This is a genomic window from Bradyrhizobium sp. Ai1a-2, from assembly GCF_000426245.1.
Taxonomy (GTDB): Bacteria; Pseudomonadota; Alphaproteobacteria; order Rhizobiales; family Xanthobacteraceae; genus Bradyrhizobium.
This window is the reverse complement of the sequence record NZ_AUEZ01000056.1, coordinates 46,715-59,619: the sequence shown is the minus strand read 5'-3', so window position 1 is coordinate 59,619 and position 12,905 is coordinate 46,715. Positions and strand designations below refer to the sequence as shown.

The 12,905-nt window shown below is 64.8% G+C and carries 15 protein-coding genes; 11 read left to right on the top strand and 4 right to left on the bottom strand.

Going from position 1 to position 12,905, the window contains the following annotated elements; translation table 11 throughout:
* Positions 1-270, bottom strand: a 270-nt coding sequence (locus K288_RS0129620) for an IS5 family transposase (RefSeq protein WP_043161072.1), incomplete at its 3' end; no start/stop codon positions are given.
* 262 nt (positions 271-532) lie between these two features.
* On the opposite strand from K288_RS0129620, the gene K288_RS0129615 reads away from it, so the two are divergent.
* On the top strand, positions 533-1,060 hold the full coding sequence (locus K288_RS0129615) for a hypothetical protein (protein ID WP_027582825.1): 528 nt from the start codon (positions 533-535) through the stop codon (positions 1,058-1,060).
* Here the strand turns inward: K288_RS0129615 and K288_RS0129610 are convergent.
* The 3 genes from K288_RS0129610 to K288_RS0129600 form a co-directional block, all read right to left on the bottom strand.
* Positions 1,040-1,432, bottom strand: coding sequence for a carboxymuconolactone decarboxylase family protein (locus K288_RS0129610; protein WP_027582824.1), 393 nt, complete (start codon positions 1,430-1,432; stop codon positions 1,040-1,042). The two genes, K288_RS0129615 and K288_RS0129610, sit on opposite strands and share 21 nt — an antisense overlap.
* Before the next feature lie 104 nt (positions 1,433-1,536).
* Entirely contained in the window at positions 1,537-2,319 is a 783-nt protein-coding gene (pcaD, locus tag K288_RS0129605) for a 3-oxoadipate enol-lactonase (protein ID WP_027582823.1), read from the bottom strand.
* Between the two features lie 139 nt (positions 2,320-2,458).
* Positions 2,459-3,817 (bottom strand): 3-carboxy-cis,cis-muconate cycloisomerase, encoded by a 1,359-nt coding sequence (locus K288_RS0129600; RefSeq protein WP_027582822.1) that lies wholly within the window; start codon positions 3,815-3,817, stop codon positions 2,459-2,461.
* A 191-nt stretch (positions 3,818-4,008) separates the two neighbouring features.
* Here K288_RS0129600 and K288_RS0129595 point away from each other — a divergent pair, with 191 nt between their 5' ends.
* From K288_RS0129595 to adhP, 10 genes are all read left to right on the top strand, one after another.
* The gene (locus K288_RS0129595; protein WP_027582821.1) at positions 4,009-4,455 is read left to right on the top strand and encodes a carbon monoxide dehydrogenase subunit G; all 447 of its coding nucleotides are present in this window, start codon (positions 4,009-4,011) and stop codon (positions 4,453-4,455) included.
* Positions 4,456-4,745: 290 nt separating this feature from the next.
* Positions 4,746-5,231: a (2Fe-2S)-binding protein gene (locus tag K288_RS0129590; RefSeq protein ID WP_027582820.1), complete on the top strand. Its 486-nt coding sequence runs from the start codon at positions 4,746-4,748 to the stop codon at positions 5,229-5,231.
* A 51-nt stretch (positions 5,232-5,282) separates the two neighbouring features.
* On the top strand, positions 5,283-6,089 hold the full coding sequence (locus K288_RS0129585) for a xanthine dehydrogenase family protein subunit M (protein ID WP_027582819.1): 807 nt from the start codon (positions 5,283-5,285) through the stop codon (positions 6,087-6,089).
* Between the two features lie 37 nt (positions 6,090-6,126).
* The gene (locus tag K288_RS0129580) at positions 6,127-7,035 is read left to right on the top strand and encodes a MoxR family ATPase (RefSeq protein WP_027582818.1); all 909 of its coding nucleotides are present in this window, start codon (positions 6,127-6,129) and stop codon (positions 7,033-7,035) included.
* A 122-nt stretch (positions 7,036-7,157) separates the two neighbouring features.
* Entirely contained in the window at positions 7,158-8,360 is a 1,203-nt protein-coding gene (locus tag K288_RS0129575) for a VWA domain-containing protein (protein WP_027582817.1), read from the top strand.
* 13 nt (positions 8,361-8,373) lie between these two features.
* Positions 8,374-8,697 (top strand): XdhC family protein, encoded by a 324-nt coding sequence (locus K288_RS0129570; protein ID WP_027582816.1) that lies wholly within the window; start codon positions 8,374-8,376, stop codon positions 8,695-8,697.
* Between the two features lie 2 nt (positions 8,698-8,699).
* Positions 8,700-9,401: an XdhC family protein gene (locus K288_RS0129565; RefSeq protein ID WP_027582815.1), complete on the top strand. Its 702-nt coding sequence runs from the start codon at positions 8,700-8,702 to the stop codon at positions 9,399-9,401.
* Positions 9,398-11,002, top strand: coding sequence for a molybdopterin-binding/glycosyltransferase family 2 protein (locus K288_RS0129560; RefSeq protein ID WP_027582814.1), 1,605 nt, complete (start codon positions 9,398-9,400; stop codon positions 11,000-11,002). Before K288_RS0129565 ends, K288_RS0129560 begins: the two co-directional genes overlap by 4 nt.
* Positions 11,003-11,201: 199 nt before the next feature.
* The gene (locus K288_RS0129555; protein ID WP_027582813.1) at positions 11,202-11,594 is read left to right on the top strand and encodes a DUF4189 domain-containing protein; all 393 of its coding nucleotides are present in this window, start codon (positions 11,202-11,204) and stop codon (positions 11,592-11,594) included.
* A gap of 227 nt (positions 11,595-11,821) precedes the next feature.
* Positions 11,822-12,847: an alcohol dehydrogenase AdhP gene (gene adhP / locus K288_RS0129550; protein WP_027582812.1), complete on the top strand. Its 1,026-nt coding sequence runs from the start codon at positions 11,822-11,824 to the stop codon at positions 12,845-12,847.
* The last annotated feature ends 58 nt before the right edge of the window (positions 12,848-12,905 follow it).

Here is a 12,905-nt window from a genome sequence, read left to right as displayed (position 1 = left end):
GTCCGGATCATCGGACATCGCCTCGAAGATCCGCCACCAAACGCCCTTGATGCTCCATCGACTGAAGCGCCGAAATACGCTGTTCCAATCCCCGAACACTTCCGGAAGGTCGCGCCACGGAGAACCCGTACGCACGATCCACAATACGCCTTCAACAAACATCCGATTGTCGCGCCCGGTCGAGCCCTTCTGGTCGGGACGACCTATGATCAGCGGCGCCATCCGCTCCCACGCCGCGTCGCTCAAAACCAAACGATCCATCACACCCAAGGCCGCCTCCCCAAAAGCAGCCTTGAATCTGATTTGCTCCTAAAAGGGAATCCTTAGAGTCCACACCACCTAGTTTCCCGTCCAAGCGAGAGCAGAAGGAAAGTCCTGCCGAAAAGGCGGGACTTTCTTTTTGGACGTCGTCACAGCGGCCGCCCCAATTAAGGTTAACAAAGGGTTTAGATTGCCGCTTCACTTCCAACGAAGTTACCTCGCCCGAACCGCCGTCGCGGCGTCAGGCGAGCGGAACAGCAGGGAGCGGCGGATGTCGACGAACTGGCGGATCAGCTCATTTTGCGGCGCGCTGCTTGCGGCCTATTTCATCCCGGCCTGGACGAGCATTGCCTTCCAGATCATGGTTTCGCCGATCCGCGGTCTCTATGAACGGCCGAGCGTGTCGATCGGGTTCTTCATCGGCGATCATCTGCATCTGTCGGGCATGGCGAGCGCGCGTGTCGCCTGGCTGCTTGCGCTGGTGCGGATCACCACGGTTGCCTTTTTCGCGGTGTACCTGGTGCTGCTTTCGCTTCGCTCGGTCCGCGAGCGCGGCGGCGGCGATGAGACGCTTGGCATGGCGCTCGTGCTCGGCAGCGTGCTCAGCTTCGTCAGCATGCTGGCGGCGTCCGCGGTCGGCGAGGCCGAGGCGCTGCGGCTGCATGCGACCGAGCTGTTGATGCTGCTCGGCATCGGCATCGTGCTGTTGGTTGAAGGCGCCACGCCGCGGGTGGCCGAGGCGCGGGATGAGGCCCGCGTGGAGGGGCCGGTTGGCGCGCTATCGCTCCAGCAGCCCTAGTTCAGCGACGATCGCGGAGGCTTCCTTCACCGCATGGTTGGCGGCGGGGACGCCGCAATAGATTGCCTGCTGCAGCAGGATCTCCTTGATGTCATCGGGCGAAAAGCCGCCTTCGGTCAGCGCTGCGCGCACATGCAGGCGGAATTCGTCCCATTGCCCAAGCGCGACCATGGTGCCGATCACCAATACGCGCCGCGTGCGATGGTCGAAATGCGGCCGCGTCCAGATATCACCCCAGGCATAGCGCGTGATCAGGTCCTGGAAATCGGTGTTGAAGGCGTTGCGGTTGGCGATCGATTTGTCGACCCATTCGTTGCCGAGCACTTTGCGGCGCTGGGTCATGCCTTCGTCGCGGCGCTTGTCGTCGTCCATGATTGTCTCCTCCTGTCATTGCACGCGCAGCGAAGCAATCCATGTCACCGCGTGCTGAGGCATGGATTGCTTCGTCGCTTCGCTCCTCGCAATGACGGTCTTGGTTAGCGTTGCGTCAGGAAGCCGACCACGGCTTCGGTGAAGGCGTGCGACTGCTCGACGTTGGAGATGTGCGCGGCATCGAGGATGGTCATGCTGGCGCCTGGAATGCGGCTGCGGATGTATTCGCCGGCGGCGATCGGCGTTGCCATATCGTGACGGCCGGCGATCACCAGCGTTGGGCTCTTGATCTTCGGCAACAGCTCGCGCTGGTCGAGCGTCGACAGCGCCTCGCAACAGGCGATGTAGCCCTCGGCAGGCGAGGCGAGCAGCATCGCCTTCATGCGGGCCGCGATCTGTGGCTCGCGCTCGCGGAAATCCGCGGTGAGCCAGCCCGCGATCACGGTATCGGCGACGGCGGCGAGGCCGCCTTCCTTCACCGCCTTGATGCGGTTGTGCCAGTTGGTCGGGTCCGGATAGTGGCAGGCGGTGTTGGAGAGGATGATCTTGCCGAAGCGTTCAGGCGCATTGGCCCCCAGCCATTGCCCGACCATGCCGCCCATCGACAGCCCGCACCAATGCGTCTTCTCGATGTTGAGGTCATCGAGGATCGCCAGCACGTCGCGGCCGAACCGCTCCATCGAATAGGGACCGGGAGGAACCTGCGACTTGCCGTGGCCGCGCCGGTCGTAGCGGATGACGCGGAACACCTGCGTCAGCGCCTTCATCTGCGGCTCCCACATCTGCAACGTGCAGCCGAGCGAATTCGACAGCATCAGCGTCGGTCCGCCGTCGCGGCCTTCCACCTGGACGTTGAGTAGGCATCCGTCGGCGTCGATCATCGGCATGGTCTGCGTTCCCTCATTCTTTCCTGTCATTCCGGGGCGCGCCTGGCGCGAGCCCGGAATCCATTGAGCCGCAGACGCAGGCGGAGAAATGGATTCCGGGCTCGATGCTGTCGCATCGCTCCGGATGACCGCGAATGTCTTACGACAAATCCTGGAGCGAGGCGAGCAGGCGGTCAATCAGCGCCTGCGAGGCGCCCTGATAGGACATCGGTTCGAACAGTTTTTCAATTCGGTCCGCGGCAAGCTGTGCGGTGATCCGTGGATCCGTGGTCAACACGTCGCTCAGGTGTTTCTGCTCGGCCACGGCCTTCTTGCTGGCGGCTTCGATCAGATGATGCGCCTCGCTCTTTCCAAGTCTTTCGGCGAGCGCCATCGACACCGCTTCGGCCATGATCAGCCCCTTGGTCGCATCGAGGTTGACGCGCATGCGCACGGCGTCGACTTCCAGGCCCTCGGCGAGTTCGACGGTGGCGGCGAGCGCGCCTGATGTGACCAGCATCAGCGTCGGCAAGGTCGGCCATTCCGCATGCCACGGCCCGGCGCTGCGCTCGTGGTCCTGGACCTGCGCGGCGAAGATCGTCGCGGCGAGATTGGGGGCCATGGTGGCGGCGGCGAGAGCCGTTGCGGCGGCAACGGGATTGCGCTTGTGCGGCATCGTGGAGGAGCCGCCGCGACCTTCGCCCGACGGCTCGAACGCCTCGGCGACGTCGGTCTGCATCATCAGCGAGACGTCGCGCGCGATCTTGCCGCAGCTTCCCGCGATGATGGCAAAAGCGGACGCGATTTCCGCTATGCGGTCACGGTGGGTGTGCCAGGGCGCCTCCGGCAGCGGCAGGCCGAGCTCCTGTGCCAGCCGCTCGGCCACCGCCATGCCCCTGTCGCCAAGCGCAGCCAGCGTGCCGGCGGCGCCGCCGAATTGCAGCGCCAATGCCTCGCGGCGCAGGCGCTGCAGACGCCTACGCGAGCGGTGCAGGCTTGCGGCATATTCGGCGAGCTTGAGGCCGAACGGCATCGGCAGCGCGTGCTGCAGCCAGGTGCGCGCGACCACCGCCGTGTCGCGATGCTGGCGGGCGAGTTCGGCAAAGCCGGCTATGGCCCGGTCGAGTTCGGCGAGCAGCACATCGATGCCGGCGCGCAAGGCGAGCATGGTCGCGGTGTCGATGACGTCCTGGCTGGTCGCGCCCCAATGGACAAAGCGCGCGGCCTCCTTGTCCCCTTTGGCGACCTCGGCGGTGAGCGCCCTGACCAGAGGGATCGCCAGATTGCCCGACCGAACAGCGGCTTCCGCGAGCGTTGCGCGGTCGAATGATTCGGCTCGGCAGGCTCTGCCGATCGGGCCGGCCGCGGCGCCCGGAATCACGCCAACCGCCGCTTCGGCGCGCGCCAGCGCTGCCTCGAAATCCAGCATATTCTGCAGATAGGCGGCATCGTCGCACACCGCGCGCATCGCGGCGCTTGACAGCATCGGTGCCACCAGTGGGGAGAGGGATGTGCTCATCGCGCGCGACCTAATCATTCCCGGCTGCCTCTGCCAATGGCCCTTCTTGACCGCGCTCGGCGCCATCACAAGGGGTGGGCTCCGTTTTGCTGCGCTGCGAATATGCATCGCTCGTCGTTAGATGCCGGTCTTTCCTTTGTGGCTGCCGTGCTTTACTTGGATGTTGGTTTGATGCGATCGTGGAGGCTCTCATGGCAATGACGATGAACGGCGAGGTCCAGCTTGCGGCGCCGCGCGAGGCCGTGTGGGCCAAGCTCAACGATCCCGAGGTGCTGAAGGTCTGCATCCCCGGCTGCGAGGAATTGGAGAAGACCGAGGACAACGGCTTTCGCGCCGTTGCCAAGATGAAGGTCGGCCCCGTCTCGGCGCGCTTCAAGGGCAAGGTGATGCTATCGGATCTCGATCCGCCCAACGGCTACAAGATCTCGGGCGAAGGCGAGGGCGGAGTTGCCGGTTTTGCCAAGGGCGGTGCGACGGTCGCACTTGCCGACAAGGATGGCGGCACACTCCTGAGTTATAATGTCGAAGCGCAGATCGGCGGCAAGCTCGCCCAGCTCGGTCAGCGCCTGATCAACGGCACGGCCAAGAAGCTGGCCGATGAATTCTTCGCGAATTTCGCCAAGGCCGTACAAGGCTGACACTAAGAGCATATTCGGTTCTGACCGAATCAGAACCGAAGCTCTAGATTCTTGTTTTGACGCGTTTTCTTCACGCGAACCGGTATCCACTTCGCTCGAAAACGCTTCAAGAATGCTCACTGCAGAATAAAGACTAGTGGCGCTGCACAACGGCGTCAGAACGGTGCGACGTCATCCGGCCATGCGAGGGGCGAGGTTGCCCATTGCGGTGATGGCCCATATTATGGCTTTGGAATGGTTTTAAACGCCTGTTCTGTCGATATGCGGCAGAGCAGATCAAGAGAGTGCTGATGGCCAAGATTTCCCTGATCGTGAACGGCAATCCCGTCACCGGTAACGTCGACCCCCGTACCCTTCTCGTCCAATTCCTGCGTGAAAACCTGCGGTTGACTGGGACCCATGTCGGTTGCGACACCTCGCAATGCGGCGCCTGCGTCGTGCATCTCGACGGCAAGGCCGTGAAGTCGTGCACCACGCTCGCGGTGATGGCCGATGGCCATGAGGTCAAGACTATCGAAGGACTGGCGCCGGATGGCGGGCCGCTGCATCCGATGCAGGAAGCATTCCGCGAGAATCATGGCCTGCAGTGCGGCTTCTGTACGCCCGGCATGATCATGACCGCGCTCGACCTGGTGCATCGCAAGGGCAACGACCTCTCCGACGAGGTCATCCGCGAAGAGCTCGAAGGCAATCTGTGCCGCTGCACCGGCTATCAGAACATCGTCGCCTCGATCGCTGCCGGCGCCAAGGCGATGGCGAAGTCCGATCTCGCTTGAACCTGAGCGCATTGCATCGCTATCGCGGTTTGAAAATTCCGGGACATTCCAATGTATGAATTCAAGTATCATCGTCCGGCGACTGTGCGACAGGCCGCCAATCTGCTCGTGAAGAACGAGGATGCCAAGCTGATCGCCGGCGGTCACACGCTGGTGCCAGTGATGAAGCAGCGGCTCGCGAGCCCGCCGCATCTGGTCGACCTCTCCCATATCGAAGGTCTCGACACCATCGAGATGAAGGGCCGCGCGCTCGTGATCGGCGCGACTGCCAAGCATGCCGACGTCGCCAATTCCGCCATCGTCGGCGAGGCGATCCCGGCGCTCGCCGATCTCGCCAGCCAGATCGGTGATCCGGCCGTGCGCCACCGCGGCACCATCGGCGGCTCGCTTGCGAACAACGACCCGACCGCCGACTATCCGGCCGCCGTGCTGGCGATGGGTGCGACCATCGTCACCAACAAGCGGCGGCTCAAGGCGGAGGAGTTCTTCCAGGGCCTGTTCTCGACCGCGCTCGAGGGTGACGAGATCATCACCAAGGTGCAGTTTCCGGTTCCGAAGAAGGCGGCTTACGTCAAGTTCCGCAACCAGGCCTCGCGCTATGCGCTGGTCGGCGTGTTCGTGGCACGGCGGCCGTCGGACGTCCGCGTCGCCGTCACCGGCGCCGGCTCGGACGGCGTGTTCCGCGTCACCGCTTTCGAGGAGGCCCTGCAGAAGCGCTTCTCGCCGAAGGTGCTGGAGGGAATCAACGTGCCGTCGGAAGGGTTGAATAGCGACCTGCATGGCAGCGCCGAATATCGCGCGCATTTGATCGGGGTGCTGGCGCGCCGGGCGGTCGAAGCTGCTAACGCTAAAGCGTGATAGTGCAGGCTCCTTTGGCTCCAACACCGGCTTTCCCATGACGGCATCGGCGCTACCGAAATCCGTCGATGCGCTGCTCGAGCTCCTGACCTCGCGCGGCTATCTCGCAGAGCGGTCGCTAGCGACCGTGACCTATCTTGCGCTGCGCATGGGCCGGCCGTTGTTCCTGGAAGGCGAGGCCGGCGTCGGCAAGACCGAGATCGCCAAGGTGCTGTCGGCCGCGCTCGGGCGGAAGCTGATCCGCCTGCAATGCTATGAGGGCCTCGACGTCGCCTCCGCGGTCTACGAGTGGAATAGCGCCTCGCAGATGATCGCGATCCGCCTGGCTGAAGCGTCCGGTGACACCGACCGCGACCAGCTCGGAAGCGACATTTTCGCCGAGCGTTTCCTGATCAAGCGGCCGCTGCTGCAGGCGCTGGAGCCTGACGTCGCAGGCCCGCCGGTGCTCCTGATCGACGAGCTGGACCGCGCGGACGAGGCGTTCGAGGCCTATCTTCTGGAGATCCTGTCGGACTTCCAAGTGACGATCCCCGAGCTCGGCACCGTGAAGGCGCCGGCGCCGCCGATCGTGATCATCACCTCCAACCGCACCCGCGAGATCCACGACGCGCTGAAGCGGCGCTGTCTCTATCACTGGGTCGACTATCCCACGGCCGAGCGCGAGCTCGCGATCGTCAAGTCGCGTGTGCCGAACATTTCGGCCAAGCTGTCGCAGCAGGTGGTGCGCTTCGTGCAGGCGTTGCGCAACCAGGATTTCTACAAGTCGCCCGGCGTCGCCGAGACCATCGACTGGGCCACCGCGCTAAGCGAGCTCGACGCCCGCTCGCTGACCCCGCAAGTGGTCGGCGACACCCTCGGTGCGCTCCTGAAGTACCAGGATGACATCGCGCGCATGCAGGGCGATACGCTGCAAAAGGTTTTGAAGGAAGCGACGAGCGAGACCTGATCGCTTGCGCGTCCGCTCCCGTCGTTCCGGGGCGCGCAAAGAGCGAACCCGGAACCTCGCGCCGCAATTTCCAGATTCCGGGTTCACGCTTCGCGTGCCCCGGAATGACGAGGCGAGGATAGATGCCCATCAACCACCTTGCGCCGCCGACCGGGCACATGGCCGACAATGTCGTCGGCTTTGCCCGCGCGTTGCGGGCGGCGGGGCTGCCGGTCGGTCCGGGCTCGGTGATCGATGCGCTCAATGCGCTGCAACTGATCGAAGTCGGCAACCGCGCCGATTTCTACGCCACGCTGGAAGCGATCTTCGTCAAGCGCCATGAGCATGCGCTGATCTTTGCCCAGGCCTTCGACCTGTTCTTCCGCGCCGCCGAGGAGTGGAAGAGCATGCTGGACTCGGTGCCGCTGCCCGACCACGCCAAGAAGAAGCCGCCGCCGGCCTCGCGGCGCGTGCAGGAGGCGCTGTCGCAGCCTGCAAGCCGGGAGGATCGGCCGCAGGAGCAGGCGCAGGAACTCAAGCTCTCGGTCTCCGACCGCGAGATCTTGCAGAAGAAGGACTTTGCCCAGATGAGCGCGGCCGAGATCGCCGAGGTCACCCGCGCCATCGCTAAAATGAGGCTGCCGCAGGCCGAACTGGAGACGCGCCGCTACCGGCCGGACGCCCGTGGCCTCCGGCTCGACATGCGGCGCACCGTGCGCAATTCCTTGCGTACCGGGGGAGAAATCGTCGACATCCGCAAGCTCGGCCGCATCGACAAGCCGGCGCCGATCGTGGCGTTGCTCGATATCTCCGGTTCGATGAGCGAATACACCCGCCTGTTCCTGCACTTCCTCCATGCCATCACCGACGCCCGCAAGCGCGTCTCGGTGTTCCTGTTCGGCACCCGCCTGACCAATGTGACGCGGGCGCTGCGGCAGCGCGATCCCGACGAGGCGCTGGCAAGCTGTTCCTCGAGCGTCGAGGACTGGGCCGGCGGCACCCGGATCGCCACCTCGCTGCATACCTTCAACAAGCTGTGGGCCCGGCGCGTGCTGGGGCAGGGCGCGATCGTGCTGTTGATCTCCGACGGGCTGGAGCGCGAGGCGGACGCCAAGCTTGCCTTCGAGATGGACCGGCTGCATCGTTCCTGTCGCCGCCTGATCTGGCTCAACCCACTACTGCGCTACAGCGCCTTCGAGCCCAAGGCGCAGGGCATCAAAATGATGCTGCCGCACGTTGACGAATTCCGCCCGGTGCATAACTTGAGTTCCATCCAGGGGCTGATCGAGGCGCTTTCGGCCCCGCCACCGCCTCATCATCGCAGCCTGATCCGCTCCGTAGCTTGAAGAGGGTTTTCAAATGCTCAATCGCGACGAAGACATCCTGAAGGCGGCTGAGGACTGGCAGAAGGCCGGCCACGGGGTGGCGCTGGCCACCGTGGTGGAAACCTGGGGCTCGGCGCCGCGTCCGGCCGGTTCGAGCCTCGTCATCAACGACGAGGGCACGTTCCTGGGCTCGGTCTCCGGCGGCTGCGTCGAGGGCGCGGTGGTGACCGAGGCGCTCGACGTGATCTCGAGCGGTCAGCCCAGGATGCTCGAATTCGGTGTGGCTGACGAGACCGCCTGGAATGTCGGCCTCTCCTGCGGCGGCACCATTCGCGTCTTCGTCGAGAAGGTTGGCTAGCCGTGAAGCTCGAAACGCTGAAAGAGCTGAATGCCGAGCGCGCCGCGCGGCGCCCGGTGATCGTCGTCACCGACACCGCCCATGGTGAGCAGCGCCTGGTGAAGGCAAAGGACTTTGCCGCCGATCCGCTCAATGCCGAGCTTTCCAGGGCATTGCGCATGGGCAAGAGCACCAACGTCGAGGTCGGCGGCAACAAGCTGTTCCTCAACGTCTATGCGCCGACCGCAAAGCTCGTGATCATCGGCGCCGTCCATATCAGCCAGGCGCTGGCGCCGCTGGCGCGGTCGCTGGACTATGACGTCACCGTCGTCGATCCGCGCACGGCATTTGCGAGCGCCGAACGCTTTCCAGACGTGCCGCTGGTCGCGGAATGGCCTGACGTCGCGCTGCCGCCGCTCAACGTCGATCACTACACCGCCTTCGTCGCGGTGACCCACGATCCCAAGATCGACGATCCCGCGTTGCTGCACGCTTTCGAGCGCGACTGCTTCTATATCGGGGCGCTCGGCTCGCGGAAGACACATGCCAAGCGCGGCGAACGGTTGCGCGCGCAAGGGGCGAAGGAGAGCGACATCGCGCGCATCCATGCGCCGATCGGGCTCGACATCGGTGCGGTATCGCCGTCGGAGATCGCGGTCGCCATCATGGCGGAGATCACCGCGACGCTGCGGCTACCGCCCAAAGAGAAAGAAGTTGCAGCATGAAGTTCGGGCCTGCCAGTCCGCGTGACGCGATTGGCGGCGTCACCGTTCACACGCTGCGGCAGGGATCGCTGGTGCTGAAAAAGGGCACCACGATCGGCCCTGCCGAAGTGGAAGCCTTGAACAAGGCCGGGGTGAAGGAAGTCGTCGTCGTGCGGCTGGAGGAGGGCGACGTCTCCGAGGACGCCGCCGCGGCCAGCATCGCGCAGGCCATTGCCGGCGATGGTGTCAATGTCGAGCGCGCCTTTACCGGACGCGCCAATCTGTTCGCGGGACGCGCCGGCGTGCTGGTGGTCGATCGCGCCGCGGTCGATCGCATCAACGGTGTCGATGAGGCGATCACGCTCGCCACGCTGACCGCGTTCAAGCCGGTGGTCGAAGGCGAGATGATCGCCACCGTCAAGCTCATTCCTTTTGGCGTCGAATCGCGCTTGCGCGATGCGGCACTCGCGGTGGCGGCCCGCGAGACGCTGCGGGTTGCGCCTTATGTCGTCAAGAAGGTCGGCGTGGTCTCCACGATGCTGCCCGGCCTGTCCCCGAAAGTGATCGAGAAGACGTTGCGCGTGACCGCCGAGCGGCTTGCGCCCGCCGGCGCCGGCATCATCGCCGAGCGCCGCGTGCCTCACGAAGAGAAGGTGCTCGCCGCCTCGATCAAGGAATTGCTCGAGCTTGGCGCCGAGCTCGTGATCGTGTTCGGCGCCTCCGCGATCGCCGACCGGCGCGACGTGATCCCTGCGGCGATCACCGGGATCGGCGGCGCGGTCGAGCATTTCGGCATGCCGGTCGATCCAGGCAACCTGCTCCTGATCGGCAGTGCGGGGAAGGTGCCGGTGCTGGGTGCGCCCGGCTGCGCGCGCTCGCCGGTCGAGAACGGATTTGACTGGGTGCTGATGCGCCTGCTTGCAGGAATCAAGGTCACGCGGGCCGAGCTCACCGGCATGGGTGTCGGCGGTCTCTTGATGGAAATCGTGACGCGGCCGCAGCCACGCACGGGCTCCGACACCGAAGGCAATCGCAAGGTCGCAGCCATCGTGCTCGCCGCCGGCCGCTCGACGCGGATGGGCGGCCCCAACAAGCTGCTCGCCGAGATCAGCGGCAAGAAGCTGGTCAGGATCGCGACCGAGCAAGCGCTGGCGTCGAAGGCCTCGGAGGTGATCGTCGTCACCGGCCATCAGGCCGAGCTGGTCGAGCAGGCGCTGCAGGGGCTGAAGGTGAAATTCGTGCGCAATCCGGATTTCGCCGGGGGGCTCGCAAGTTCGGTGAAGGCCGGTATCTCCGCAGTGTCCGACAATGTCGACGGCGCGGTGGTCTGTCTCGGCGACATGCCGCTGATCGACGCGTCCTTGATCGACCGGCTCATTGACACCTTTGCACCCGATCGCGGCCACCTCATCGCGGTGCCCGTCAGCGAGGGGCGGCGCGGCAATCCCGTGCTGTGGTCGCGGCGCTTCTTCAAGGAATTGATGACGCTCGATGGCGACATCGGCGCCCGCCATTTGATCGCCAAGCACGCCGAAGCCGTGGCCGAAGTCCCCGTCGACGGCGAGAGCGCCTTCCTCGACATCGACACCCCGCAAGCGCTCGAAGCCGCGCGCGGAGGATAAGCGCCGCATCGTAGCTGCGTAGGGTGGGCAAAGGCGCGCTAGCGCCGTGCCCACCACCGCACACTGTGCTCTTGATGGTGGGCACGCTTCGCTTTGCCCACCCTACGCATCTGCGAGCATCTTATTTTCATCAACCTCCCGTTCACCAAGTGGAAACGTCCGGCGGCTAGAGTTCCGCCGACTTTTGGGGGTGGGGAAAGTGATCGGCTCGACGAGGCGCGCGCAACGCCGCGCGTTGTTCATTCTTGCGTTGACGTTGCTGTTGGCAGCTACGCGATTCATCACCGAGAGCTGGGCGGCAGGTGCCTTCGCAGTCGGCAAATGCGGCGCCTATGGCCAGGCCTATGACTATCCCGCCGAAGCAGAAGCCCGCGCCGCAGCGCTGAAGCAGTGCAAGGGCGAATGCACTACCGTCACGATGAAGCGTGCCTGCGCGGCGCTGTCCATCGACATGATGAATCCCTGCGGCGCCCACGGCTATGCGGTGGAGCCGAAGATCTCGCGCTCGCTGAACGCCGCCACGCGCAAGTGCTATGAGTATGGCGGCAAGGAATGCGTGATCCGCGCCTGGGCCTGCGACGCCAGGGGATGATGCGGCGGTTGTAGCGTCGTAGCCCGGGTGGAGCGAAGCGTAACCCGGGGACGCTCGCGAAACTCGCACAGAACCCGGGTTACGCTTCGCTCCACCCGGGCTACGGACTACGAGTGGTGATTGTCGTCGGATCGTCACAGACGCACATTCGGTCCGCCCTTTGACACTGATCAAAAGGCGAGAGGTTGTGATCGCTAGTCTGCGCTCCAAAGCGAGGGAGTAGACCGATGCCGACCATGAAAGCCGCCGTCGTGCGAAATTTCGGCAAGCCGCTCGAGATCGAGAATGTGCCGGTGCCGAAACCGGGGCCGGGCGAAGTTCTGGTCAAGGTGAAAGCCTGCGGCGTGTGTCACACCGATCTGCACGCCGCGTCCGGCGACTGGCCGGTGAAGCCGGTTCCGCCCTTCATTCCCGGCCATGAGGCCGCGGGCGTTGTCGCTGCGCTCGGTCCGGGCGTGACCAATCTCAGGGTTGGTGACGCCGTGGGCGTCGCCTGGCTGCACGACGCTTGCATGCGTTGCGAATATTGCGAGACCGGCTGGGAAACCCTGTGCGAGCACCAGCACAACACCGGCTACAGCGTGAACGGCGGCTTCGCCGAATATCTCATCGCGTCGGCCGCCTTTGTCGCGCGATTGCCCGCCAATATTGATTTCGCAAAGGTGGCGCCGATCCTTTGCGCGGGCGTCACGACCTACAAGGGACTGAAGGAGACCGAGGCGCGGCCCGGCGAGTGGGTCGTCATCTCCGGCGTTGGCGGCCTCGGCCATGTCGCCATCCAATATGCGAAGGCGATGGGGCTCAAGGTTGCCGCGGTTGATATCGCCGAGGACAAGCTCGAGCTTGCGCGGACCACCGGCGCCGATCTCGCCGTCAACGCGCTGTCCGACAGGGCGGTGGAGAAAGTGCTGGCATCGACCGGGGGCGGCGCGCACGGCGTGCTGGTGACGGCCGTGTCGACGGCCGCGTTCGCCCAGGCGCTGAAGATGGTCCGCCGCAAGGGGACCGTCAGCCTTGTCGGCCTTCCACCCGGCCAATTCCCGACGCCGATCTTCGATGTCGTATTGAAACGCATCACGGTGCGCGGCTCGATCGTCGGCACCCGCCGCGATCTCGACGAAGCCATCGCCTTCGCAGCCGATGGCAAGGTGCATGCCGAGATCACCAAGGCGCCGCTGGAGAAGATCAACGACATCTTCGACCGGATGAAGTCCGCAAAGATCGACGGCCGCATGGTGTTGGATTTCGCCTGACGCCGTAGCCCGGGTGGAGCGTCAGCGTAACCCGGGACCGGCCCCGCCGCGGTGCAGA

Coding starts and splice junctions, on each gene's coding strand:
- K288_RS0129615 (WP_027582825.1), top strand. CDS start 533: ATGTCGACGAACTGGCGGATCAGCTCATTTTGCGGCGCGCTGCTTGCG.
- K288_RS0129610 (WP_027582824.1), bottom strand. CDS start 1,432: ATGGACGACGACAAGCGCCGCGACGAAGGCATGACCCAGCGCCGCAAA.
- pcaD (WP_027582823.1), bottom strand. CDS start 2,319: ATGCCGATGATCGACGCCGACGGATGCCTACTCAACGTCCAGGTGGAA.
- K288_RS0129600 (WP_027582822.1), bottom strand. CDS start 3,817: ATGAGCACATCCCTCTCCCCACTGGTGGCACCGATGCTGTCAAGCGCC.
- K288_RS0129595 (WP_027582821.1), top strand. CDS start 4,009: ATGGCAATGACGATGAACGGCGAGGTCCAGCTTGCGGCGCCGCGCGAG.
- K288_RS0129590 (WP_027582820.1), top strand. CDS start 4,746: ATGGCCAAGATTTCCCTGATCGTGAACGGCAATCCCGTCACCGGTAAC.
- K288_RS0129585 (WP_027582819.1), top strand. CDS start 5,283: ATGTATGAATTCAAGTATCATCGTCCGGCGACTGTGCGACAGGCCGCC.
- K288_RS0129580 (WP_027582818.1), top strand. CDS start 6,127: ATGACGGCATCGGCGCTACCGAAATCCGTCGATGCGCTGCTCGAGCTC.
- K288_RS0129575 (WP_027582817.1), top strand. CDS start 7,158: ATGCCCATCAACCACCTTGCGCCGCCGACCGGGCACATGGCCGACAAT.
- K288_RS0129570 (WP_027582816.1), top strand. CDS start 8,374: ATGCTCAATCGCGACGAAGACATCCTGAAGGCGGCTGAGGACTGGCAG.
- K288_RS0129560 (WP_027582814.1), top strand. CDS start 9,398: ATGAAGTTCGGGCCTGCCAGTCCGCGTGACGCGATTGGCGGCGTCACC.
- adhP (WP_027582812.1), top strand. CDS start 11,822: ATGCCGACCATGAAAGCCGCCGTCGTGCGAAATTTCGGCAAGCCGCTC.